Origin of the sequence: Cupriavidus sp. GA3-3 (assembly GCF_000389805.1) — a bacterium.
GTDB lineage: Bacteria > Pseudomonadota > Gammaproteobacteria > Burkholderiales > Burkholderiaceae > Cupriavidus > Cupriavidus necator_D.
This window is the reverse complement of record NZ_KB944460.1, coordinates 311894-335540: the sequence shown is the minus strand read 5'-3', so window position 1 is coordinate 335540 and position 23647 is coordinate 311894. Positions and strand designations below refer to the sequence as shown.

Below are 23647 nucleotides of genomic sequence, written 5' to 3'. Positions count from 1 at the left end.
TAATCCTTGCAGTGGCTTCACAAACTGGCGGCCGCCAGCTGGGCATGGGTCGGCAGGCCTTCGGTATCGCCGCGCACCTGCACCGCGCGGGCGCCGATCCAGGCGCCGCGCCGGACGGCGTCGCGCACTGGCCGGCCCTCCAGCAGCGCGCTGATCACGCCGACGGCAAAGCCATCGCCGGCGCCAACGGTATCGACAACATGCTCGACGCTGAATGCCTCGACATGGCCGGTGCCGGCCTCGCCATCGAAGTAGGCGCCGTCGGCGCCCAGCTTCACCACCACCAGCCTGGCGCCGCGGGCACGGTAGAAGGCGGCAATGCGTTCCGGCTCGGCGTGGCCGGTGAGGAAGCGGCCCTCTTCGATGCCGGGCAGCACCCAGTCGCACTGCTGCGCCAGGTCGTTCAGCGTCTCCCGCATCAACTCGGGCGAGGCCCACAGCGTGGGCCGCAGGTTGGGATCGAATGAGATCGTGCGGCCGGCGGCCTGCATGGTGGCGATGGCCTGGCGCGTGGCAGCCTGCGTGCCTGCGGCCAGCGCGGGGAACACGCCGGTGACGTGCAGGTGCCGCGAGCGCCGCAGCCACCTGCCGTCCAGGTGCTCCGGGTTCATGCGGCTCGCCGCCGAGCCGCGGCGGTGGTATTCGACGGGCGGATCGCTGCCGTCGTCGACCCGGCCCTTGAACTGGAAACCGGTGCGCTCACCGGGCTCGCACACCACCTGGCTGCAATCCACGCCTTCGCGCTGCATTTCGCCGAGCAGGTAGCGGGCCATCGAGTCGTCGCCCAGCCGGCTGGCCCAGCCAACCTTCAGGCCCAGGCGCGACAGGCCGATGGCCACGTTGGTCTCGGCACCGGCGGTGCGCTTGTGGAACGTCTGCGCGCCTTCGAGCGGCCCGGCTTCGCCGGCGACCAGCATCAGCATCGCCTCGCCCAGCGTGACCACGTCAAGATCGGTGCTCATGCGGGGACCTCCACCGAACGCAGCAGTTCGACATGATGGCGCGTGACCTGCACCAGGTCTTCGCCTTGCAGCGGGAATTCGATCGCACGCGCAACGTGCGTGGGCAGGCGGCGCAAGACGCTGCGCCATGGTGCCGCTGACTGATCAAGCGGGACCGCGATCCATTTGGCAGGCGTGCGCTGCACGCCTTTGCAGTGCACGTAGCCGACGCCGGCGCCGAAGACCTGCGCGGCGTCGAGCGGGTCTTCGCCGGTCCAGTGCCAGTTGCCCATGTCGAAGGTCATCGGCACGTTCTCGCCGAGCGCCGTGATACGCGCGAAGAAGTCGCGCAGCGGCGGTACGGTGCCGGCCTGGGCGGTCTGGTCGTTTTCCACGACGAGTTCGATGCCATCGTGCCGCAGCCAGGGAAGCAGTGCTTCCAGTGCCGTGCCTTCCCGATAGCCGCCAAGCGACATCTTGACCCGGGTCGCACCGAGCGCCAGCGCGGTCGTGAAGGCACGGTCGAGCGCGGCGGCATCGAGGCTGCCGGCTTCGCTCCAGAGGCCTTCCGGGCTGGACCAGACCACGCTCAGCCCATGCTGCCGGGCGACCTCGCGCTGTTCAATGACTTCATCCTTGTGCCCGCGCTGGAGTTCGCCGCGGAATTCCACGCCGTCCGCGCCGGCTGCCGCGGCAATCCGCGCGAGTGCGGCCTGTCCGTCGCGCAGGGCGAAGTCGGCGCCATAGGCTGTCAACGAGATCAGCACCGGCGGGCGCGAAGCACCATCTGCTTGCCAATGGCTCATTTCAGTGCTCCCGCGCCGAGGAATTGCTGCAGTTCCGGTGTCCGCGGCTGCGCGAACAGCGCCTTCGATGGCCCCGCCTCGTGGACCTTGCCCTGGTGCATGAAGATGGTGGTATGCGCCATGCGGCGCGCGAACTCCATTTCATGCGTGACCAGCACCATGGTCATGCCGGAGGCAGCGAGGTTCTCCATGACCCGAAGCACTTCCGCTGTCAGCTCGGGGTCGAGCGCGGAGGTGACCTCGTCGAACAGCATCACCTTGGGCTCCATCGCCAGCGAACGGGCGATGGCCACGCGCTGTTGCTGGCCACCCGAGAGCTGCTCGGGGTAGCAGTCCTTCTTGTCGAGCAGGCCGACCTGGGTCAGCACCTGGTCGACGATGCCGTCGATCTTGCTGGCTGCCATCTTCTTCACGATGGACGGCGCCAGCGCGATGTTCTCGCCCACGGTCAGGTGCGGAAACAGGTTGTAGCTCTGGAACACCATGCCCACGTCGCGGCGCAGGTCGAGCAAGCGCTTGCGGTCGTGATCCAGCTTGTGCCCGGCGACGGTGATGTCGCCGGCGTTGATCGTCTCCAGGCCATTCAGGCAACGCAGCATGGTGCTCTTGCCGGAGCCGCTGCGGCCGATGATGGCGACCACCTGGCCCGGCTCGATCGCAAACGAAACGCCCTTCAGGACTTCGACAGCGCCATATGACTTGTGCACGCCTTGTGCTTCAACGATTGACATGGAGCCTCCTTTCCATGCGCCGCGCCGCCGCCGACAGCGGGAAGCAGAGCGCGAAGTAGATAAGTGCGACGACGACGAAGACCGCGAAGGGCTGGAAGGTCGCGTTGTTGATCAACTGGCCGGCGCGGGTCAGTTCGATGACGCCGATGATGGAAGTGATCGAGGTGTTCTTGACCAGCTGGACCGAGAATCCCACCGTGGGCGGCAAGGCCAGCCGCACGGCCTGCGGCAGCACCACGTAGCGCAGCTGCTGCCAGCGGGTGAGGGCGAGCGCTTCGCTGGCTTCCCACTGTCCTTGCGGCACGGCCTCGATGCAGCCGCGCCAGATTTCGCCAAGGTAGGCGCTGGCGTAGATCGACATCGCCAGCATGGCCGCGACCATCGGCGACAGCTTGAGCCCGAGCACGGAGAGTCCGTAGTAGCTCAGGAACAGCACGATCAGCACCGGCGTGCCTTGCACGACCTGGATATAGGCCGTGCTGGCGAGGCGCAGCATCGGGCTTCTGGAGGTACGTGCCAGCGCCACCAGGAAGCCGGCCAGCGTGCCGCCGACGAAGGCGAGCAAGGTCACCCACAGCGTCCAGCGCGCTGCCAGCAGCAGGATTTCAAGATGATTCCAGGAGAACTCGGTGATCATTGCGCGCTCCCTGCAGCCGCTGCCGTCAGTTCCGCCTGCGCCATTGGCGCGATGCGGGCCGTGCGGGCCAGCTTTCGTGCGCGCGCCACCACGCGGCGCCGCTTGAACACGAGGTTGCCGATCAGGCCGAATATGGCGCGCAGCATCAGTGCCAGGCCGATATAGACGAACATGACCAGGATGTAGCTCTCGAAGGTGCGGAAGGTCTGCGAATCGACCTGGCTGGCGACCGCTGTCAACTCTTCCACCGAGATCGTCGACACCACGCTCGACGTCAGCATCATCAGCGTGAACTGGCTGGTCAGGGCCGGATAGACCTTCTCGAAAGCCGGCACCAGCGCGACGTGGCGGATCAGCTGCCAGCGTGTCATGCCCAGCGCGGCAGCGGCCTCGAGTTGCGAGCGGTGAACTGCCTGCAGGCCGGCCCGGATGATTTCCGTCGAGTAGGCGCCGAGGTTGACGGTCATGGCAATCACCGCGGCGGTGACGGCATCGATCTGCAGGCCCACGGTTGGCAAGCCGAAGAAGATGATGAAGAGCTGGATCAGGAAGGGCGTGTTGCGGATGGCTTCGACATATGCCCTGGTCGCACGCTGCAGCCAGGGGCCGCCAAAAGCGGCGGCAATCGCGCCGGCGGTGCCGACCACGGTGCCAAGCAGGATCGAGCCGAAGCTGAGCGCCAGCGTCATCGCCGCGCCTTCCGCGAAGCGGTCCAGCTGCGACAGCACCGGGGTCCATTCGAATTGGTAGTTCATGGGGGTCTCCTGGCACGCCGGCTGGCGCCGGCGCGCAACCTCAGACGGCCTGGTTCAGAACGCTTGCAGCGCAGGCAGCGCCTTGCCGGTCCACTTCTGCGCAATGGCGTCGAGTTCGCCATTCAGCTTGACGTAGGAGATGGTGGTGTTGAGCCACTGGCGCAGCTCGAAGGCGTCGCGGCGCACGGCCATTGAATTGGGCTGCACCGAGAACGCGAACTTGGCGTCGAACTTGCCGGCACCGCGCGCCTTCATGATCTCGTTGCCGGTGGTATTGGGCAGGGCAATGGCTTCGACCTGGTTGCTGATCAGCGCCTGCGCGCAGGTGGCATCGTCCTCGAAGCGGACGATGTTCATGCCGGGCACGGCCAGCCGGGTCAGCGCGGTGTCCTGCGTGGTGCCGCGCGTCACGCCCACCTTCTTCTTCCCGAGTTCCGTCAGCCTGGCGTACTTGGCAGCGACGGGCGCGAAGATGGTCAGCTCGAACGCGCTGTAGGGTGCACTGAACATGATGGCCCGCGCCCGCTCGGGCGTCGGCGCCAGCGTGGCGACCAGGAAATCGACCTTGCCGGCCTCCAGCGCCGGAATCCGGCTGGGCGAGGTGAGCGGAACGATATCGACCGGCACGCCCAGGTACTTGCCGAGCAGGTTGGCCACGTCGACGTCATAGCCGGCGGGCTTGCCGGTGGCGTCCGTGGTGCCGAAGGGCGGGGCGCCGGTCACCACGCCGATGGTGACCCTGCCCTTCTTGACGATCTCGGCGACGGTCTGCGCCTGGGCGGTGAAAGCGGCGCTGGTCAGGACCAGCAGAGTCAGCACGGGCGCGGCTGCGCGGCGCAACAAGCGTTGGACGTTCATCATGTCTCCTGCACGTTTATGGAATGTGTCGCTGGCGTCGCAGCGTTCGGCAAGCACCGTCTTGAAACCGGTTTCAGGATTATAGGAAACCGGTTTCAGAGATCCAGCAGTGGAAACCCTTACGGTCAAAAACTGCGTTTGGCGGATGTGGAAACAGGCACGTCAGGCACCCGCTGGACGTGCGCAGCGGGTGCAGGCGTGGATCAGGCGGGCACGGCGGGCGCCGGTGGGGAAGGGCTCTGCGATCAGGCGCGGCGGGTCGATCCGCGCGTGACCAGCGTGCCGGGCAACAGCACCCGGCGCGGCGGCAGCTGCGTGCCTTGCAGGCGCTCTATCAGGCAGTTGGTGGCAACGCGCCCGATATCGTCGGTGGGCTGGGAAATGGCGCTGAGGCCAGGACCGACCAGTGCAGCCCATTCCGGATCATCGAAGCCGATCAGGCCCAGGTCGGCGCCAAGCTGCCACCCTAGTCTGGCGGCCGATGCGGCCACGCGCAGCGAGATCACGGCGTTGGCCGCCAGCACGGCAACGGGTGCCTGTCCGGCGCCACGGCGCAGCGCGCGCAGCGCTTCATCCAGGGCATCGTCGTCACCCCGCTGGGCTTCAAAAACGGTCCCTCCAACCGTGTTCACGTGTTCGGCGACAAAGGCCCGGAACGCGCGCGCCCGCTCGTTGCGCGAGCTGATGGCCTTGATCGGCTCGCTGATGAACAGCAGGCGCCGGTAGCCGGCTTCGACCAGGTGGCCGGCGGCTTCCTGGACGGCGGTCTGGTTGTCCAGGGCCACCAGGTCGACTTCGGCATCGCCGACCTTGCGGTCGACCAGGACCACTGGCTTGCCCAACTGCGCCGCATCGGCCAGGGCGCCGGCATCGTGGCCCAGCGTGTGCAGGATAAAGCCCTCGACCCGGTAGGCCGACAGCGAGCGAATGGCTTCGCGCTCCAGTTGCTCGTCATTGCCGAGGTTGAACAGCATCACCATGTAGCCGGCGTCGCGACAGGCCTTCTCAACGCCGCGCAGCACGGCCACCGAGAACGAATTGGAGACATCCGCGACCACCAGGCCGATCAGGCGCGACTTGCCGCGCTTGAGCCCCTGCGCCATCGGGCTGGGGCTATAGCCGAGCGCGCGGATGGCCGCGGCGACGCGCGCCTCCACGTCCGCGGAAAGCTGCTCGCCGCCCCGGTTCAGGTAGCGCGATACGGTTGCCTTGGACACGCCCGCATAGTCGGCAACGTCCTGGATGGTGAGTTTCTCTGCAGGTTTCTGGTCGGACACAGGTCGGATAACAGGGCGCGGCATAGGGTTCGGGTCTCGGTGAAACCAGTTTCACGATTATGCCTCGGGCCTGTGGGGATGTGCCAGCCTCCGAGGCGATTGGGCTCCGATACCTGGTGCGGCGAACCGTCGAAGGGCCAGACCCTTCGACGGTTATCCCGAATGAGCCAGCGCTACCGCATCGGCACCTGCCGGAAACCGAAGCAGCCCGGACCTGTCGTTGGCGGCACGCCAAACCGCTTCGGCCACCTCGGCCTCGGTCGTCACCGCTGCCGGTTGCGAGAGGGAAGCAAAGATGCCCTGCGCGCAAGACGCGTATGCCTCGGGGATCAGGCCCTCCATGCGCGGTCCCCCGTTGCTGGTAAAGCGCGTGGTCGGTCCGTAGCCTGGCTCGACCAGCTTCACGCTCACGTTGAACGCTTCGAGCTCGAACGCGAGCGATGCGGTGAAGCCTTCGATGGCCATCTTGCTCGCGGTGTAGACGGCTACCATCGGCATCGGCGCCAGCGTCGTGCTCGAGGTCACGTTCACCACCACGCCCGACCTGCGCGCACGGAACTGGGGCAGCACTGCCTGGGTCATCGCCATCACGCCGAACGTGTTGGTCTCGAACACCTCGCGCGTCGTGGCCATCGGAGTGGCCTCGAAGGCGCCAAACAGGCCGATGCCCGCGTTGTTGACGAGCACGTCGATGGCTCCGCTCGCTGCAAGCGTGGCGGCGATGCTGTCGGGCTTCGTCACGTCGAGCGCCAGCACGCGGATCCGGTGGGATCGGGGCAAGAGTTCTTCGTTCGGCGTTCGCATGGTGGCGATGACGTTCCAGCCCTGCGCGTGGAAGTGGCGCGCGGTTTCAAGGCCATAGCCAGAGGAGCAGCCGGTAATCAGCACGGTTTTCATGAGGGTTTCGGTGGTGGTTTGGATGCCGGCAACGATAGCGGGGATGCGACGGACTGCCTACAATGAAAAGTCCAGATTTCATTTGCAATCGTCCGGCGATGAGCGATCCCCTGTCAGAAGTCATCTCGCTGCTTCAGCCGCGTGCCGTGTTCTCGAAGTCCATCAGCGGCGCCGGCCGCTGGGGTGTTCGCTACGCTGACTTCGGCCAGCCAAGCTTCTGCGCCGTGCTCGAGGGCAGTTGTCGTCTCGCCGTCGACGGCCAGCATGCCCTCACGCTTGAGGCGGGCGACTTCGTGCTCCTGCCGGCAACGCCGGGCTTCACCTTGTCGGGCTTTGAGCCGGTGGCGCCCGAGCGCATCGACCCCAAAGTCACGCCCGCGCCGATGGGCGAAGTTCGTCACGGCAGGCGCGGTGGACGCCCCGATGTGCGACTGCTCGGCGGCTACTTCGTCTTTGACTCGTCCAATGCTGCGTTGCTGGTGTCGCTGCTGCCGGCGCTGGTGCATGTGCGCGGCGCCGAGCGGCTTTCGGCAATCGTGCGGCTCGTCAGCGAGGAATCGGGTGAACGGAGGTCGGGGCGCGAGCTCGTGCTCACGCGCCTGGTGGAGGTGCTGCTGATCGAAGCGCTGCGCTCAACTTCGGGGGAGGACGCGCCCCCGGGGCTGCTGCGTGGCCTGACCGATACGCGACTCGCGTCAGCGATGCGGCAGATGCACGCCGATCCCGCGCGCTCGTGGACGGTGGCCCAACTCGCCAGGAAGGCAGCGCTGTCGCGCTCGACCTTTTTTGAGCGCTTCACGCGCGCCGTGGGAATGCCACCGATGGAATACCTGATCGCCTGGCGCATGGCCGTGGCGAAGGACCTGCTCCGTCGCCATGACATCGGGATCGCCGAAGTGGCTGAACGGGTCGGCTACGGCTCGGCAACTACCTTCAGCACCGCGTTCAGCCGGCACGTCGGCCAACCACCGAGTCTCTACGCGCGCAAACGCTAGAACGTCGTGTTCCACGCAGGGGCGAAGAAACCCTGATAGACGCAGATCGACTCACCGTCGAGCGCATCGCCAGCCTGACGGGCTTCACCGACCCGAACGCATGCGGCGGGCATTCCTGCGAATCTTCGGCGAACCCACCTGCACGAAGACCTCTCGGTTGAAAGGCTCGCAGATTCCGTGCATATGAGCCCACGCCACTTCGGCCGCGAGTTCCGGCTGAACACCGGTCAATCACCCGCACGTGCAGTCGAGCAGCTGCGCGTTGAAACGGCGCGCATCCTGGCAGCCAGGAAGATAAAGATTGCACTGCCAGAGAACGTGGCCATCGACGCCGAAGTCGACCTCGGCATGGCGGGCGATGCGTATTGCCTGCAGGCGCGCCTCAACGTGCACGTCCCAGGCGTGGAGCGCGAGACCGCGGAGGCCCTGGCGCACGAGGCGCATCAGACCTGCCCGTATTCCAAGGCCACGCGGGGCAACATCGACGTCACGATCAACGTGGTCTGAGGGGCGCGCGCGTGAAAGCGATAGGCGATCCCGCGCCGGCTCGGCTGAGCGTTGCCTGCTCGGCGCAGACAAGCCGGCTCAAACTGCGCGCGCCAGTCGCGCCTGCAGCACGTTGCTGATACCGGCGCCGATCGCGCCGAGCACACCGGCAGCGGCCAGCGCCCCTAACAACATCAGCGACGGTGGCTGGCTCGCAGCAAAGAAACTGATCAGGCCAAGGAAATAGGCAAGCGGATTGTTGATCCGTGGCAGCGCGCGCAGGCTGAGCACGAGTACCACGTCGCCGAACACCGCGAGCGGTGTAGCCAGGTCACCGAAGCGCGGCGTCAGCCATCCAATCAGCAGTCCGGTCGCAGCACCGAAGACGATGCCGAGCAGGAATGCCGCAAGGTTCGCTGCGCCTTCGCGCGCCGTCTGCGAGCCTGTGTTGAATGCGACCCAGCCAAGGAACATGGCCCAGGCGGGTAGCGCTGCGGTGAGCGTCAGGAAAGTCGTAACGGCAGCCACCACGGCCCCGATCAGGGTAATGCCATGGAACGTGCCTGGCGGGATATTCAGTGCCGCAGCCTGTACCGAAATGCCAATCTTCGGCATGGGAGCCTCCTTCCGGAAGATGACCTGCCCGGTTGGCCTCAGGCAGGTCACGGTGTGTGTCAGACCAGGTTGGTCTCGACGTGGATGTTGCCGTGCAGGGCCTTCGAGTATGGGCAGGTCCGGTGCGCGGTATCCACCAGTGCCTGGGCCACTTCACGGTCGATGCCGGGGATGTGGACATTGAGCCGGGCCTGCAGCAAATAGGCCTCGCCAGCCATGCCCAGGTCAACCTCGGCGTCGACCGAAAGCTCGGCCGGCAGCTTCACTTTCATCTTGCCGGCGGCCAGCCCGATCGCGCCGATAAAGCATGCCGACCATCCCGTGGCGAGCAATTGCTCCGGGTTCGTGCCCGGGCCTTTGGTGCCCGGCGAGGACAGTTGAAGGTTCAGCCGGCCGTCATCGCTATGGGCTTCGCCGTCGCGTCCGCCTGCGGTGATGTGGACTTTGCCGGTGTACAGCACTTTTTCGATACGGGTCATGATGCGCTCCTTGTTTGTTCAGAAAGTCGGGGTTCAGGCGTAGGCGCCGTCAAGATAGGGGTCGACACTGCGCGCCGGGTCCGCTGAAACGCCGGTGCGGTCCAGGCCGGACAGGGTGCGTGCGCCGTCGTAGTACGGATCGACGTTGCGCGCACCGTCCGTGAACGGGTCGACGGCACGCGCGCCGTCGCTGTACGGGCTGCGTGCCTCTTGCACGGAGCGGGCACCGTCGGTGAAGGGGTCTCGCGCGCCCGGCTGGGACAGTGCGGCGGCCTGCGCACCGGCAGCGGCGGCAACCAGGGCGATGGCGAAGACAAAGCGCTTGGCGATGTTGTGGGTAGTCATGATCGTCTTCCTTAAAGGTTTGGGTTCGGTATTGCGCGGCAGGGACTGGCTTTGTTGAGGTTCGCCGCCGGGCCACGGAATGCATTTAAGGCGATCGATGTATCTGGCCCGTAGCGCGTGAGGGGTGTCTCTGTCGAAACACGTATCGTTGCAGCTGCGTGATACAGACGGGTACAAATTCATGCGCGAACGGGCTGGGGAGCCGCATCGGCAGGGGACTCGGACAGGCTTATGCGCCACATTCTGCGCCTCTGCATGCACCTAGGGTTTCTCCCGAAAATCCTCCGTACGCCCTTGTTTTGATTGTGATTCTGGTTGAACGGCAGCCGTTGCTAGTCGTGGCGGTGACCAACTTCGACCTTGACCATCCGTCGAAACCGCCGATAATGCAAACGTTTGCAAAGGAGGCAAAACATGGAAACTTCCAGCGAGCGGCAGGCGCCACAAGGCGAGCGTCTGGCGCTGATCGAGGACGAACACTCGGTGACAGGCGTGGTCCAGGCGGCCATGGCCAATACCGCCAATCCCCGCCTGCGCTTCATCATGGATTCCCTGGTGCGGCACCTTCACGGGTTCCTGTCCGAGGTGCGGCTGTCCGACGAGGAATTCGAGCTTGCCCTGGGGTATATCGCCAGCCTGGGCCATGCGACCAATGCCAAACACAACGAGGTTGTGCTGGCTGCCGACGTGCTGGGGCTGTCGACGCTGGTGACCGTCATGAATAACAGCACCAGGGACGGGCGCACGCCCGGCGCGCTGCTGGGCCCGTTCTATCGCGCCAACGCGCCGCGCTATGACTGCGGTGACTGCGTGGTGCAGGACGACGCGCCTGGCTTGCCGCTGCTGGTCAGCGGCACCGTGCGGGCGACCGATGGCACGCCGCTGCCAGGCGCCCTGGTCGAGATCTGGCAGGCGTCGCCGGTGGGACTGTATGACAACCAGGATCCGGCCCAGCCCGACCGCAACCTGCGCGGCTGCTTCCATACCGATGAAAGCGGCGGCTACCACTTTCGCACGGTACGGCCTGCCGGCTATCCCGTGCCGACCCACGGCCCGGTAGGCACGCTACTGGCCGAGCAGCAGCGCCATCCGTACCGGCCGGCGCATATCCATTTCATCGTCGCGGCGCCGGGTTACCGGACGCTCGTCACCCAGGTGTTTGCCGACGCGCCGGACAAGCTGGAATCCGATGTCACGTTCGGCGTGCATCGGCAGCTGGTTGGCGATCTCCGGCTGCACCACCAAGGCCCCAGCCCGTGGGGCGATGTGCCGGCGCCGTTCTACACACTGGCGTTCGATTTCACGCTCGAGCCCGGCGAGCAGACCTTCCCGAAGCCGCCGATCGACTGATCGCCGGATCGGCTTCCCCTGACCCATTCCCACATTGAAACCATGAGTGCTACTTTTCTTTCCGGCAAGGTGGCCGTGATCCTCGGCGGCACCGGCGCGATCGGCTTTGCCGCCGGTGAAACGCTGGCGCGCCTTGGCGCAAGCGTCGTGCTGACCGGGCGCGACGCCGACAAGGCGGCCAGTGCCGCGGCGGCCTTGCCGGCCGGCAACCATCTTGCCGCTGTGGCCGAGGTTGCCGACAGCGCCTCGCTGCGCGCGCTGGCCGACGAGGTCAGCCATCACTACGGCCGCGTCGATATCCTGGTGAACACCGCAGGCTTTACGCGGGCGATCCCGCACGCCGACCTGGACGCCCTGGACGATGCGCTGATCGATGAACTGTTTGCCATCAACTGGCGCGGGCAGTTTGCTGCGATCCGTGCGTTCGCGCCGCACCTGCGCGCCAATGGCGACGGGCTGGTGGTCAATGTCGGGTCCATCGCCGGCCGTACGGGGCAGGGCAGCAACGTTGCGTACTGCGCTGCCAAGGCCGGGCTCGATGTCATGGCGATGTCGCTCGGGCGCGCGCTGGCGCCGCATATCCGCGTGCTGAACGTATCACCGGGCGTGGTCGATACCGCCTTCGTGCCGGGACGCGACAGCGGCTTCAACGAGCGCGCCGCCAAGTCGACGCCGCTCAAGCGCGTCGGCCAGGCACAGGACGTGGCCGATGCCATCGCGGCGTGCGCGACGTCGCTGCGCTTTGCCACCGGCACCACCATCGTCGTGGACGGCGGCCGCCAGCTTGGATAGGCCGGGCCCCGCTTGTTTACCCAACCGAATTTCCATCACTGACCTTCGCTCATGCACGCACGCAAGACCATCATCACCTGCGCGGTGACCGGTAATATTGTCACCCCGGAGCAGCACCCCGGCTTGCCGGTCACGCCGGCCCAGATTGCCGACGCCGCGCTGGAAGCCGCCGAGGCCGGCGCAGCCGCCGCCCACATCCACGTGCGCGACCCCGAAACGGGGCGCCCGTCGATGTCGCTCGACTACTACGCCGATGTCATCGACCGCATCCGCAAACGCAACCGCTCGCTGATCATCAACCTCACCACCGGGCCCGGTGGCCGCTTCGTGCCGAGCGAGGACGAGCCGCGCGTGGCCGCGCCGGGCACCACGCTGCTGCATCCCGCCAAGCGCGTCGAACACATCGCGGCGCTGCGCCCGGACGTCTGCTCGCTCGACCTGAACACCATGAACTCCGGCGGCGACGTGGTCATCAACACGCCCACCAACGTGCGCAAGATGGCCGGCGTGATCCGCGCGGCCGGTGTCATGCCCGAGCTGGAGATCTTCGATTCCGGCGACCTCAATATGGCGCTCGACTTCATCCGTGAAGGCGTGCTGGACGGCCCCGGCCTGTGGACCCTGGTGCTGGGCGTGAAGTACGGCTTTGCGGCCACCCCGGAAACCATTTTCTACGCGCGCAACATGCTGCCCGCCGGCGCCCACTGGTCGGCCTTCGGCATCGGCCGCGCGGAGTTCCCGATCGTGGCCCAGGCATGGCTTGCAGGCGGACACGTGCGTGTCGGCATGGAAGACAACATCTATCTGGAGAAGGGCGTGCTGGCGCCAAGCAACGCGGCGCTGGTCGCCAAGGCGCGCGACATCGTCAGGTCGCTCGGCGGCGAGATTGCGTCGTCGGCCGAGGCCCGGCGCACGCTTGGCCTGCGCGAGGCCTGATCCCGGCCATACCGAACCAAACATTTCAGGAAGGAATCACCATGAACACGATTCGAGTCAGCGAGAAAGCCGCCAATATCGACGCCCTGCAGCTGGAGCTGCTCGGCGTGCCGCGCCCGGAAGCGGCGCAGGGTCAGGTCATCATCGAAGTGGCCAGTGCCGGGGTCAACCCGAGCGACGTGAAGGCAACGCTCGGCCTGATGCCGCATGCGGTCTGGCCGCGCACGCCGGGCCGCGACTACGCAGGCCTGGTGGTCGACGGTCCCTCCGAACTGCTGGGCCAGCAGGTCTGGGGCAGCGGCGGCGAGCTCGGCATCCGCCGCGACGGCACCCATGGCAAGTATCTACGCATCCAGGCCAGCGCCGTGCGCGCCAAACCGGCGTCGGTGTCGCTGCTGGAAGCCGGCGCCGTGGGTGTGCCGTTCATTACCGCCTATGAAGGGCTGCGCCGCGCGGGCATGCCGCAGGCTGGCAGCACCATGCTGGTGTGTGGCGGCAATGGCAAGGTGGGGCAGGCTACGATCCAGATCGCCACCGCGCTCGGCGCGCGTGTTTTTGCGGTGGAGCGCACCGCGGAAGCCTATCGCGGCCATGCCAGCGGCGACGTGCGCATGATCGATGCCAGCAGCGAATCCATTGCCGCGGTGGTGCGCGAAGAGACCGACGGACACGGTGCGGACATCGTCTACAACACGGTGGGAAGCCCCTACTTCGAACAGGCCAACCAGGCCATGGCGATCGGCGCGGCGCAGATCTTCATCTCGACCATCGAGAAGCCGGTGCCGTTCGACATCTTCGCCTTCTATCGTGGCCAGCACACCTATGTGGGCGTCGACACCCTTGCGCTGGACAGCAACGCCTGCGCGGGCATCCTTGACCAGCTCGCACCGATGTTCGCCTCGGGTGCGCTGCGGCCGTTCCCGGTCTTCTCCGACTACACCTATTCGCTCTCCGACGCCAAGGAGGCCTACCGGGCGGTCCTGCAAGGCGCGACCGAACGCGTGGTGCTGAAGCCGTGAACACGACCCGGTTCGCGCAGGCGCCGGCCTACTTTCCGGCCAATCATGAAGGCATGCACTGCCTGCGCCTGCAAGGGCATGAAGCGGGACCGTCCGAAGCCTTGTGGATGGGGGTCTCGGTGCTGTTGCCGGGCGGCCATACGTCGATGGATGCCGCGCCCGTGGAAAAGCACTACGTCGTGCTGGAAGGCGAAGTCTGCATCGCCACGCCCGACGAGCGCGTGACGCTGGCCCAGTTCGATTCCGTGCGCGTGGCGCCGGGTGAGGCGCGGCAGGTGTTCAACCCGGGCAATCGGCCGGCGATGCTGTTGCTGGCGATGCCGTATCCCAAGAGCTGATGTTTTTTGGGCCGGACTGCAAACGATTGCAAAAGAGCGGGGCAGACGGCCCGCCCACAACAACCACGACAAACCAGGGGAGACAAATGAAGTCCATCAGAAAGCCCAGCCATCTGCTCATGCTGGCCATGGCCGCAGCCTGTGGCGGCGAGGCCAGCGCGCAGTCGGCCGTGACGCTGTACGGGCGCATCAATACGGCACTGGAGTATTCCTATGCCAACACCGCGACCGACGGCACCCGCCTTGGCGGCGTGGGGCGCCTGACCAACAACCGCTCAGTCTTCGGCATGCGCGGCGAAGAAGGCCTGGGCGGCAGCCTGAAAGCCATCTGGCAGATCGAAAGCAATTTCTCGCTCGATACCGGCCAAGGCCAGGTGGCCGGGCGCAATACGCGGGTGGGGCTGCAGGGCGATGCCGGCACGCTGTTCCTGGGGCATTGGCAGACCCCATACACCGAATCGACAACGGCCTACGATCCGTACTATCCGACCACCGCCGGCTATATGGCGCTGATCGGCAACGGCTCCACGTCCAGCTCCGACAACGTCCAGGACACCAGCTCGTTCGACCGCCGGCAGAAGAACATCATCGTCTACAAGTCGCCGTCGTTCGCCGGCTTCAGCGGCGCTGCGGCGTGGGGCGTGAATGAGGAGAAGACCACCGTACCGCGCAATCCCGGGTTGTATTCGTTCTCGGCGGCCTACGACAACGGCCCGCTCAACGTGGTGCTGGCCTATGAAGTCCACCAGCACTACCAGACCGCCGGCCGCAACGATGATGCGATGAAGGCGGGCGTCTCGTACAAGTTCCCCACCACCACCGTGGCGCTGCTCTATGAACGGCTCCACTACCGCACCGCGACCGGCGACCTGACCCGCAACGGGTACTACGCGTCGCTGGTGCAGAAGCTCGGGCCGGGCAGCGTGCGCGTCGGTTTTGGCCTTGCCAGCAATGGCGCGGGCAATGCGACCGAGACCGTGGGCTTCTTCCGCAGTGGCGCGGAAACGGGTGCCACGCAGGTCACGGTCGGCTACGACTATCCGCTGTCCAAGCGCACCGCGCTGTATGCGTACTACAGCCGCATCAACAACAAGCGCAATGCGATCTACGACTTTGCCATCAATGAACTGGGCGTGAGCGCGGGTTCAGACCCGCAGACGGTCGCGCTCGGCATGCGGCACTTCTTCTGAAGCAGGGCGGCACGCCCGGCATGGGCATGCCGCATTCATCGGCGATGCGCGGTGTTCGCGCTCGCTTCTGGAGTGAGGAGACACAGAATGATTCGATCCATCCAAGGCACCGTGCTGGCGCTGGCGTCATCGCTCATGCTGGCGGCCGCACCCGCCGCCCACGCGCAACCGCAATATCCCAGCAAGCCGATCCGGCTGGTGGTGCCGTTCTCGGCCGGCAGCGCCACCGACATCCTGGCGCGCATCATCGGCAGCAAGATGGGCGAGGGCGGCACTTACCAGGTGATCGTGGACAACCGCCCCGGCGCCGGCGGCACCCTGGGTGCCACCGGCGTGGCCAAGGCGGCGCCGGATGGCTACACGCTGATCCTGGTTTCGGTCGGGCACGCCATCAACGCCACGCTGTATCCCAAGCTCTCGTATGACACGGTGAAGGACTTCGCGCCGGTCTCGCTGGTGGCCACGGTCCCCAATGTGCTGGTGGTCAATGCCGCCAGCAAGTACAAGTCGGTGCGGGACGTCGTCAACGCCGCCAAGGCGACGCCGGGCGGGCTGAATTTCGACTCGGCGGGTTCGGGCAGCTCCACCCACCTGAGCGGCGAGATGTTCAAGATGCAGGCCGGCATTGACATCGTCCATATCCCGTACAAGGGCACGGGCGAAGCGCTGACCGACGTCATGGCTGGCCGGGGCGACATGATGTTTGCGCCCAGCGTATCGGCCATGCCGTTCGTCAGGCAGGGCAAGCTGCGGGCGCTGGCGGTCACCACGGCCAGGCGCGCCAGCGCGCTGCCGGAGATTCCCACGGTGGCGGAGTCCGGCTTCCCCGGCTACGCGTTCGACTCCTGGTTCGGCGTGCTGGCGCCCGCCGGCACCCCGAAGGAAATCGTCGATGCGCTCAATGCCGAGATCGGCAAGGCCTTGGCCGCGCCGGATGTGCGCGAGCGCCTGGCCGCCCAGGGCGCGGAGCCAAAGCGCTCGTCGCCGCAGGAGTTCGCTGCCTATATCCAGGCGGAGATCGGCAAGCTGGCGCCGGTGGTCAGGCAATCCGGCGTGAAAGCGGGGCAGTAGCGGCACCCGGCAGGCGTGCGGCGACGGCGCGGGGCTGGCTTAGAATGGTGGTTTCCAACCCTCCCCGGGCTGCCGCCCCGCCAACTGCCGTCATGCCTGAGCGCAAGCGCCTCACCCTGAAAGACCTGGCTGCCGAGATCGACGTGCATTACTCGACCATCTCGCGAGTGATGAACCCGGCCACGCGGCACCTGGTGGCTGAGGACGTGGCGGCCCGCATCCTGGAGGTTGCCGAGGCGCGCGGCTTTCGCCCCAACCGCATCGCGGCGGGGCTGCGCACCCAGCGTTCCGGACTGGTGGGCGTGGTGCTGCCCGATATTTCCAACCCGGTGTTTCCGCCCATCCTGGCCGGGATCGAATCCGTGCTGGCGCAGCAGGGCTACGTGCCGATCGTGGTCAATGCCGGTACCGACAAGAGCCGGCAGCGCTTTGTCATCGACCAGATGATCGGCCGGCAAGTCGAAGGACTGGTGCTTGCCACCGCAGAACGGGACGATCCGATCCTCGCCTACTGCCTTAAGCAGCATATCCCCGTGGTCACGGTCAACCGGGGCGATGACACGGGCCGGGTGTCCTGCGTGGTGAGCGACAACCTGCTGGCCATGCGGCAGACGGTCGACCACCTGGTCGGCCTGGGCCACCGCCGCATCGGGCATATTGCCGGGCCAGCCACGCTGTCGACCGGCTTCCTGCGTCGCGAGGGCTTTCTTCAGGCGGTCAAGCGCCACCGCCTGCGCCGCGGGGAATGGCAAGTCATGGAGGCCGCCAGCTATTCGCGCGAGGCCGGCCGGCTCGCATGCGAGCAGCTCTTCGCGGCATTTCCGCAGGTGACCGCTATCGCCGCCGGCAATGACCTGGTGGCGATGGGCTGCTACGACTACCTGCGCGAGCACGGCATGCGTTGCCCCGAGGATGTCTCGGTGGTGGGCCACAACGACATGCCTTTCGCCGACGCCCTGACGCCGCCGCTGACCACCGTGCGCATTGCCGTCCACGAAATGGGCGAGGAGGCTGCCCGCCTCCTGCTCAGGAAGATCGACAAGCCAGCCTCCGATGCCGTCACCGTGCAACTGACGCCGCAGCTGATCGTGCGGGGTTCCACGGCTGCGCCGCGCGCAGCGGAATAGCCGAGGGTCAATGCCCTGCTATCAGGCGTGGGCGCCGTCCTGGTAGGGATCGAAGCTGCGCGCCGGATCAGCGGACGGACCCGTGCGGTCCCACCCGGCCAGGATGCGTCCGCCCTTGTCGTACGGATCGACATTGCGCGCGCCCTCGGTGTACGGGTCGCGTGCGTCCAGCACGGCGCGGGCGCCGTCGGTGAATGCGTTGCGTGCGTCCTGCACGGAACGTGCGCCTTCGCTGAACGGATCGCGCGCACCGGGACCGGCGGCCTGGGCGCCGGCGGCGGCAGCTGCCAGGGCGAGGGCGAGAACAATGCGCTTGGTGAGATCGGTAATCATGGTCGGTTTCCTTGAGGTCTGGGTTGAACTGCGCGGCCGGGGGATCGTCTTGTCGACGCATGCCGTCGGTCCACGAGATGCATTAAAGGAAACCGGTGTATCTGCGCTATAGCGTGGAGACCCTGTTTCTGTCAGGGCACGTATCGTCCCCTGTGCTTGATACATAGCGGTACAAGAGGACCATGGGAGGCGCCTGCTGGCGTAGGTGGCAGGGAGGAGGCGCGCGGCGGCCGGAGCGCTTGCCGGATACCGCGCGCCCCGGGGAAGGTGGTGTAAAGGCCGCGCGCGTCCGCGAGCCGTCAGTTACCGGGCAACGCCGTACCGGGTAGCGGGCTGGTCACGCGAAAGATTGGGGCCGAGCGCGGCGCGTGCTGCCTCGAACGTGTTCCAGTCGGCCACGTCGGGCAACGACGGCACGGTAATCACCTCGCCCTGGTCCAGCCCTGCCAGGGCCGCGTCGACCAGGTCGTCGCCGCTCATGACTATCGATTGCGGCAGGTTCTCGACCGGCTGGCCGGCGGTGTCCCAGAACTCGGTGCGGGTGGCCCCCGGCAGGACCGCCTGGATGCGCACGCCCTTGCCCGCAAGCTCATGTTGCAGCGACTGGGTAAAGGCCAGCACAAACGCCTTGGTGGCGCCGTAAACACCGTTCAGGACCTCGGGCGCGACCGCCACGATCGAGGCGATATTGATGATGGTGCCCTCGCCGCGCGCAACGAACGCCGGGGCGGCGGCGTAGGTGAGCCGGGTCAGCGCCGTGACGTTGAGCTCGATCATTGCCTGCATGGTGTCGACATCCGATTGCAGCAGCGGTGCAGCGCCGCCGAAGCCGGCGTTGTTGACCAGCGTGGTGATGCTTGCATCCGTGCGCAGGATCTCTTCGATGCGTCGTACATCGGCTGCCTGGCCAAGGTCCGCGGTCACGATCTCGACCGAGCGGCCGGTATCGTCGGTAATCCGGCGGGCCAGTGCTTCCAGCCGCGCGCGGTTACGCGCCACCAGGATCAGGTCGTGGCCCCTGCGCGCCAGGCGCTCCGCATAGATGGCGCCGATGCCGGAAGAAGCACCGGTGATGAGGGCGGTGCCGGAATGGTTGTGCGTGGTCATGTCAAAGCTCCAGATTCAGTGAGGGCGGGGATGTTGGTGGCGGTCGGCGCTGGATCGGCCGGCTGCGTGAAGCCAAGATTAGGCGCACAATGGCGTTGGCACCAATGTCATAGATGCCACCTTTTCTGCCATCCGGGAAGGACACCTTCCTGCTGCCCTCGGGAGATCGACATGCATCACGTGGCCCTTGCCCTCTATCCCGGCTTCCAGGCGCTGAACCTCGCGGTCTCGACGGTGCTGGAGTTCGCCAACCGCTCGCTCGGAGAGCCGCTGTACAAGGTCCACCTGCTGTCCGAGCATGGCGGCCCCGTGTTGAGTTCCGGTGGCTTTTCCGTCGGCACCGAGCCGTTCGGCAAGCGTCGCTTCGACACCGTGCTGGTGGTGGGAGACAACGACGTGCTGCCCACGCCGCCCGCCCTGGTGAAGTTCCTGCAGCGTGCGGCGCGGACTTCGCGGCGCATCGGCGCCACCTGCACCGGTGCCTTCAACCTGGCCGAGGCCGGGGTGCTGGACGGCCGCCGCGCCACCACGCACTGGTACTACGCGGAGCAGTTGCGGCGGCGCTTTCCGAACGTCGGCGTGGAAGAGGACCGCATCTTCATCATCGATGGCCCGGTCTGGACCTCGGCCGGGATGTCGGCCTGCATCGACCTGGCGCTGGCGCTGGTGGAGAAGGACGCGGGCGCCGCGGTTGCGCGCGATGTGGCGAAGTTGCTGGTCGTGTATCACCGGCGCGCCGGCGGCCAGTCACAGTTCTCGGCACTGCTGGACCTGGAACCGCGCTCGGACCGCATTCGTGCCGCGCTGGATTTCGCGCGGCAGAACCTGCAACAGGAACTTTCGGTGGAACAACTGGCGGATGCGGCGCACCTGAGCCCGCGGCAGTTCGCGCGCGCATTTCGTGACGAGACCGGGCAGACCCCCGCCAAGGCCGTGGAGCACCTGCGCGTGGAGGCGGCCAGGCTGATGATGGAAGGCGGCCGCCATGCCATCGATGTGGTGGCGCGGGATACCGGCTTCGGCGACCGCGAGCGCATGCGGCGTGCGTTCCTGCGGGCGTTCGGCCAACCGCCGCAGGCGATCCGGCGCATGGCGCGCGGCGACGAACTGCAGACTGCGTAGGGGCGGCCGTGCCGGTACAGGGGCATGCAAGGAAGTCGGGTATCCGACTTGTTACCCCAGGTACCAATTCCTGTTCCGCGCCATGCCTTTATCCCAGGCGGGCGCGCACATAGAGTTGGTCGCGTGACCCTCACCTGATTGGAGCCAGCATGTCTGTGCAAGAACGTCTCGCAGCGCGCGGCCTGGTGCTGCCGCAGCCACCGCAGCCCCTGGGCAGCTATACCGCGGTCAGCCAGGCCGGCGACCTCCTGTTCATTTCCGGGCAGTTGCCCTTGCAGGATGGCAAGGTGGTCTGGCAAGGCCAGGTCGGCAAGGACCTGGATGTCGGGCAGGGCAAGCGTGCCGCCGAGCTGGCGGCGCTCAACGTGCTGGCGCAGATCCATGCCTACCTGGGTGGCTTCGAGCGCCTGGACCACATCGTCCGCGTCGACGGGCACATTTCCAGCGCGCCCGGCTGGTTCGGGCAGCCGGCGGTGCTCGACGGTGCCTCGGACCTGTTTGGCGAGGTGCTGGCAGAGAAGGCCGGCCACGCGCGCACCATTTCCTCGCACTTCCAGCAGCCGGCGAATGCGGCCGTGATCCTCGTGGTCATTGCCCAGATCCGGCCTGAATAAGCGCGGCGTGAGCCGCTACGCCGAGAACTTCTCGACCAGGAAGTCGACGAACGCCCGTACCCGGCGCGAGACGTGGCGCGCGGACGGGTACAGCAGCACAAAGGGGCGCGTACTGCCGCCGTAGTCCTTCAGCACCTCCACCAGCGTGCCGTCGCGCAGGTCCTGTTCCACCACGAAGCGGTAGGTCTGGAACAGGCCCGCGCCGGCGCGCACCAGAGTGGCCCCGCCCAGGATGTCTTCTGACGCCGCATACGAGCCGGCGGTCACGATATCCGTGTCCTCGCCGTTGACCCGGAACGTCCATGGGATCCGCCGGCCGCTGCTCGGGCGCTCGAACTGGATGCACTCATGCCTGAGCAGGTCCTCCAATGACTGCGGTGTGCCGGCACGCCGCAGATAGCCAGGCGTTGCCACCACCACCAGCTCCGCGTCTTCCAGCTTGCGCGCGATCAGGTTCGAGTCATCCGGCGCACGCCCGCGCACCGACAGGTCATAGGTGTCATCGGCGAAATCCACGTTGCGGTTGCTGATGTGCACGTCGATCTCGACTTCGGGGTAGCGCTCGCGGAATGCCGGCAGCACTGGCAGCACGCGATAGTGCGCGTAAGGGGTCGGCAGGCTGATCCGCAAGCGCCCCGCGGGGGCAGCCTGCTGGCCGCTGATCTGCCGCTCCGCGTCCACCAGCTGCGCCAGTGCGCCGCGGCTCTGCTCGAAATACACCCGGCCTTCGTCGGTCAGGCGGATCTGCCGCGTGGTCCGCACGAACAGCCGCACCCCCAGGCGCTCTTCAAGCCTTTGCACAGTGCGGCTGACTGCGGGCGGTGTCACGCCCGCGGCCACTGCCGCCGCGGTAAAGCTGCCCAGCTCCGCGGCCAGGCAGAACAGCTCGATGCTGCCAAGCTGAAGGTCATCGAATTGCCGTTTCATTTCTTTGCTTGCGACCGCAGGCCGCACCGGATCAAGCGATGTATCCATCATATGTGCGCCACTGGCAGAAGTCGATGTCCGGGCCGTGGCCTGCGCCGAAGTGACCACGAGGCTGCGCACGCCAGGCGCGCCGGAGGATTCGTCCCGCTCCATTTGTGCTTGTGGCGCAAGACTGTTTGTGCCGCCAGGGTCTTCGAATACGGAAGCGAATTGCCTAGATTGGAACCCATCGGAGCCGCCGGCCCGATCGGCAAACAAGCCGATTCAATCTACATCGAGGTTCAAGAAAATGAGTGCAGCACAGAAAGTCGTAGTCGTCACGGGCGCATCGCAAGGCATTGGCGCCGAACTGGTCAAGGCGTTCCGGGAGCGCGGCCATCGCGTTGTCGCCACGGCGCGCACCATCAAGCCGTCGGACGACCAGGACATCCTGGCAGTCGCCGGCGATATCGCCGATCCGTCCACGGCGCGCCGCGTCGTCGCCGAGGCCGTGGCAAGGTTCGGCCGCATCGACACCCTGGTCAACAACGCCGGCATCTTCGTCGCCAAGCCGTTCACCAGCTATACCGACGAGGACTACGCGGCCGTCACCGGCATCAACCTGACGGGCTTCTTCCATATCACGCAGCTGGCCATCGCCGAAATGGAGAAGCACCGCAGCGGCCACGTGGTCAGCATCACAACCAGCCTGGTCGACCATGCGATCAGCGGGGTGCCGTCGGTGCTGGCCTCGCTGACCAAGGGTGGCCTGAACGCCGCGACCAAGTCGCTTGCCATCGAGTACGCCAGGACCGGCATCCGCGCCAACGCGGTCGCGCCCGGCATCATCAAGTCGCCGATGCATGCGCCGGAAACCCATGAGGCGCTGGGCGCCCTGCACCCGGTGGGGCATATGGGCGAGATGCGCGATATCGTCGATGCGGTCCTGTATCTCGACAACGCGCCGTTCGTCACGGGCGAGATCCTGCATGTAGACGGCGGCCAGAGCGCAGGGCATTGAGCGGACACCCCCGCGGCGCGCGCCAGCGCACCGCGGGTGTTACCCGACGGCGCGACGGGGGAATACCCGTCGCGCCGTATTGCGTTAATCTTTCGGTGCCCGGCGCCGCGCCTGGCGGTTTTCAATCAATCTGCCAAGGTGACGCCGATGGAAGCACACACCGACCACATCCTGATCGTGGATGACGACCGCGAAATCCGTGAACTGGTCTCAACCTACCTCACCAAGAACGGCTTGCGCGTTACCGTGGTGCCTGACGGGCGGCACATGCGATCGTTCCTGGACGTCAACAGCGTCGACCTGATCGTGCTGGATGTAATGATGCCGGGCGAGGATGGCCTGGTGCTGTGCCGTGAACTGCGGGCGGGCAAGCACAAGGCCACCCCGGTGCTGATGCTGACCGCGCGCAGCGACGAGACCGACCGCATCATCGGCCTGGAAATGGGCGCCGACGACTATCTTGCCAAGCCTTTCGCCGCACGCGAGCTGCTGGCCCGCATCAAGGCGGTGCTGCGGCGGACCCGGATGCTTCCGCCCAACCTGCAGATCACCGAGGCCGGGCAGCTGCTTGCATTTGGCGACTGGCAGCTCGACACCACCGCGCGCCACCTGATTGACCAGGATGGCGTCATCGTCGCGCTGAGCGGCGCGGAATACCGGCTGCTGCGCGTCTTTGTCGACCATCCGCAGCGCGTGCTCAACCGCGACCAGCTGCTCAGCCTCACGCAGGGCCGCGAAGCGGAAATGTTCGAGCGCTCGATCGACCTGCTGGTCAGCCGCTTGCGCCAGCACCTCAGGGACGACGCGCGCGAGCCCCGCTACATCAAGACCGTGCGCAGCGAGGGCTATGTCTTCTCGACGCCCGTGGAGATCCGGGAGGCACGCCAGTGAATCTCCGT

28 protein-coding genes are annotated in these 23647 nt (G+C 66.5%); 14 read left to right on the top strand and 14 right to left on the bottom strand.

Annotated elements, in window-relative coordinates:
* Positions 1-17: 17 nt before the first annotated feature.
* The 8 genes from C265_RS01510 to C265_RS01475 all read right to left on the bottom strand — a co-directional run bounded on the left by C265_RS01510 (position 18) and on the right by C265_RS01475 (position 6902).
* Entirely contained in the window at positions 18-962 is a 945-nt protein-coding gene (locus tag C265_RS01510; RefSeq protein WP_010810288.1) for a sugar kinase, read from the bottom strand.
* Positions 959-1747 carry a sugar phosphate isomerase/epimerase gene (locus C265_RS01505; RefSeq protein ID WP_010810287.1) on the bottom strand — a complete coding sequence of 263 codons (789 nt, stop codon included), beginning with the start codon at positions 1745-1747 and terminating at the stop codon, positions 959-961. The genes C265_RS01510 and C265_RS01505 overlap by 4 nt, the downstream gene beginning before the upstream one ends.
* Complete coding sequence (locus C265_RS01500; RefSeq protein WP_010810286.1) at positions 1744-2478, bottom strand: amino acid ABC transporter ATP-binding protein; 735 nt, start codon at positions 2476-2478, stop codon at positions 1744-1746. Before C265_RS01500 ends, C265_RS01505 begins: the two co-directional genes overlap by 4 nt.
* Complete coding sequence (locus tag C265_RS01495; protein WP_010810285.1) at positions 2465-3115, bottom strand: amino acid ABC transporter permease; 651 nt, start codon at positions 3113-3115, stop codon at positions 2465-2467. The genes C265_RS01500 and C265_RS01495 overlap by 14 nt, the downstream gene beginning before the upstream one ends.
* Positions 3112-3870 carry an amino acid ABC transporter permease gene (locus tag C265_RS01490; RefSeq protein WP_010810284.1) on the bottom strand — a complete coding sequence of 253 codons (759 nt, stop codon included), beginning with the start codon at positions 3868-3870 and terminating at the stop codon, positions 3112-3114. Before C265_RS01490 ends, C265_RS01495 begins: the two co-directional genes overlap by 4 nt.
* A 54-nt stretch (positions 3871-3924) precedes the next feature.
* Positions 3925-4728 (bottom strand): transporter substrate-binding domain-containing protein, encoded by an 804-nt coding sequence (locus tag C265_RS01485; RefSeq protein WP_010810283.1) that lies wholly within the window; start codon positions 4726-4728, stop codon positions 3925-3927.
* A 245-nt stretch (positions 4729-4973) separates the two neighbouring features.
* The gene (locus C265_RS01480) at positions 4974-6029 is read right to left on the bottom strand and encodes a LacI family DNA-binding transcriptional regulator (protein WP_052181581.1); all 1056 of its coding nucleotides are present in this window, start codon (positions 6027-6029) and stop codon (positions 4974-4976) included.
* Positions 6030-6158: 129 nt separating this feature from the next.
* Positions 6159-6902, bottom strand: a complete 744-nt coding sequence (locus C265_RS01475) for an SDR family oxidoreductase (RefSeq protein WP_010810281.1) — start codon at positions 6900-6902, stop codon at positions 6159-6161.
* A gap of 98 nt (positions 6903-7000) precedes the next feature.
* On the opposite strand from C265_RS01475, the gene C265_RS01470 reads away from it, so the two are divergent.
* A complete protein-coding gene (locus C265_RS01470; protein ID WP_010810280.1) occupies positions 7001-7897 on the top strand; it encodes an AraC family transcriptional regulator in 897 nt (298 codons plus the stop codon).
* A 138-nt stretch (positions 7898-8035) separates the two neighbouring features.
* Complete coding sequence (locus C265_RS01465) at positions 8036-8404, top strand: AraC family transcriptional regulator (protein WP_255266277.1); 369 nt, start codon at positions 8036-8038, stop codon at positions 8402-8404.
* Positions 8405-8482: 78 nt separating this feature from the next.
* On the opposite strand, the gene C265_RS01460 is transcribed toward C265_RS01465, so the two are convergent.
* The 3 genes from C265_RS01460 to C265_RS01450 are packed head-to-tail and all read right to left on the bottom strand — an operon-like array spanning position 8483 to position 9822.
* On the bottom strand, positions 8483-8998 hold the full coding sequence (locus tag C265_RS01460; RefSeq protein WP_010810278.1) for a DUF1097 domain-containing protein: 516 nt from the start codon (positions 8996-8998) through the stop codon (positions 8483-8485).
* Positions 8999-9057: 59 nt separating this feature from the next.
* Positions 9058-9477 (bottom strand): organic hydroperoxide resistance protein, encoded by a 420-nt coding sequence (locus C265_RS01455; RefSeq protein WP_010810277.1) that lies wholly within the window; start codon positions 9475-9477, stop codon positions 9058-9060.
* Positions 9478-9510: 33 nt separating this feature from the next.
* Positions 9511-9822, bottom strand: a complete 312-nt coding sequence (locus C265_RS01450; RefSeq protein WP_010810276.1) for a hypothetical protein — start codon at positions 9820-9822, stop codon at positions 9511-9513.
* Positions 9823-10236: 414 nt separating this feature from the next.
* Here C265_RS01450 and C265_RS01445 point away from each other — a divergent pair, with 414 nt between their 5' ends.
* The 8 genes from C265_RS01445 to C265_RS01410 all read left to right on the top strand — a co-directional run bounded on the left by C265_RS01445 (position 10237) and on the right by C265_RS01410 (position 17645).
* On the top strand, positions 10237-11172 hold the full coding sequence (locus tag C265_RS01445) for a dioxygenase (protein WP_010810275.1): 936 nt from the start codon (positions 10237-10239) through the stop codon (positions 11170-11172).
* Positions 11173-11214: 42 nt separating this feature from the next.
* Complete coding sequence (locus C265_RS01440) at positions 11215-11964, top strand: SDR family NAD(P)-dependent oxidoreductase (RefSeq protein WP_037023341.1); 750 nt, start codon at positions 11215-11217, stop codon at positions 11962-11964.
* A 51-nt stretch (positions 11965-12015) separates the two neighbouring features.
* Positions 12016-12900: a 3-keto-5-aminohexanoate cleavage protein gene (locus C265_RS01435; protein WP_010810273.1), complete on the top strand. Its 885-nt coding sequence runs from the start codon at positions 12016-12018 to the stop codon at positions 12898-12900.
* 41 nt (positions 12901-12941) lie between these two features.
* Positions 12942-13919, top strand: a complete 978-nt coding sequence (locus C265_RS01430) for a zinc-binding alcohol dehydrogenase family protein (RefSeq protein ID WP_010810272.1) — start codon at positions 12942-12944, stop codon at positions 13917-13919.
* Positions 13916-14257 carry a cupin domain-containing protein gene (locus C265_RS01425; RefSeq protein WP_010810271.1) on the top strand — a complete coding sequence of 114 codons (342 nt, stop codon included), beginning with the start codon at positions 13916-13918 and terminating at the stop codon, positions 14255-14257. The genes C265_RS01430 and C265_RS01425 overlap by 4 nt, the downstream gene beginning before the upstream one ends.
* An 86-nt stretch (positions 14258-14343) precedes the next feature.
* The gene (locus C265_RS01420; protein ID WP_010810270.1) at positions 14344-15447 is read left to right on the top strand and encodes a porin; all 1104 of its coding nucleotides are present in this window, start codon (positions 14344-14346) and stop codon (positions 15445-15447) included.
* An 87-nt stretch (positions 15448-15534) separates the two neighbouring features.
* Positions 15535-16518, top strand: a complete 984-nt coding sequence (locus C265_RS01415; protein ID WP_010810269.1) for a tripartite tricarboxylate transporter substrate binding protein — start codon at positions 15535-15537, stop codon at positions 16516-16518.
* 92 nt (positions 16519-16610) lie between these two features.
* Positions 16611-17645 carry a LacI family DNA-binding transcriptional regulator gene (locus tag C265_RS01410; RefSeq protein ID WP_010810268.1) on the top strand — a complete coding sequence of 345 codons (1035 nt, stop codon included), beginning with the start codon at positions 16611-16613 and terminating at the stop codon, positions 17643-17645.
* Between the two features lie 21 nt (positions 17646-17666).
* Here the strand turns inward: C265_RS01410 and C265_RS01405 are convergent, their stop codons facing one another.
* Positions 17667-17978, bottom strand: a complete 312-nt coding sequence (locus tag C265_RS01405) for a hypothetical protein (RefSeq protein ID WP_010810267.1) — start codon at positions 17976-17978, stop codon at positions 17667-17669.
* 303 nt (positions 17979-18281) lie between these two features.
* On the bottom strand, positions 18282-19085 hold the full coding sequence (locus tag C265_RS01400; RefSeq protein ID WP_010810266.1) for an SDR family oxidoreductase: 804 nt from the start codon (positions 19083-19085) through the stop codon (positions 18282-18284).
* Between the two features lie 171 nt (positions 19086-19256).
* Here C265_RS01400 and C265_RS01395 point away from each other — a divergent pair, with 171 nt between their 5' ends.
* Entirely contained in the window at positions 19257-20207 is a 951-nt protein-coding gene (locus tag C265_RS01395) for a GlxA family transcriptional regulator (RefSeq protein WP_010810265.1), read from the top strand.
* Positions 20208-20356: 149 nt separating this feature from the next.
* Positions 20357-20821: a RidA family protein gene (locus tag C265_RS01390; protein WP_010810264.1), complete on the top strand. Its 465-nt coding sequence runs from the start codon at positions 20357-20359 to the stop codon at positions 20819-20821.
* A gap of 15 nt (positions 20822-20836) precedes the next feature.
* On the opposite strand, the gene C265_RS01385 is transcribed toward C265_RS01390, so the two are convergent.
* Positions 20837-21748 carry a LysR family transcriptional regulator gene (locus C265_RS01385; RefSeq protein WP_010810263.1) on the bottom strand — a complete coding sequence of 304 codons (912 nt, stop codon included), beginning with the start codon at positions 21746-21748 and terminating at the stop codon, positions 20837-20839.
* Positions 21749-22037: 289 nt separating this feature from the next.
* Between C265_RS01385 and C265_RS01380 the strand changes: the two genes are divergently transcribed.
* Positions 22038-22748, top strand: a complete 711-nt coding sequence (locus C265_RS01380) for an SDR family NAD(P)-dependent oxidoreductase (RefSeq protein WP_010810262.1) — start codon at positions 22038-22040, stop codon at positions 22746-22748.
* Positions 22749-22895: 147 nt separating this feature from the next.
* On the top strand, positions 22896-23639 hold the full coding sequence (locus tag C265_RS01375) for a response regulator (protein ID WP_010810261.1): 744 nt from the start codon (positions 22896-22898) through the stop codon (positions 23637-23639).
* The last annotated feature ends 8 nt before the right edge of the window (positions 23640-23647 follow it).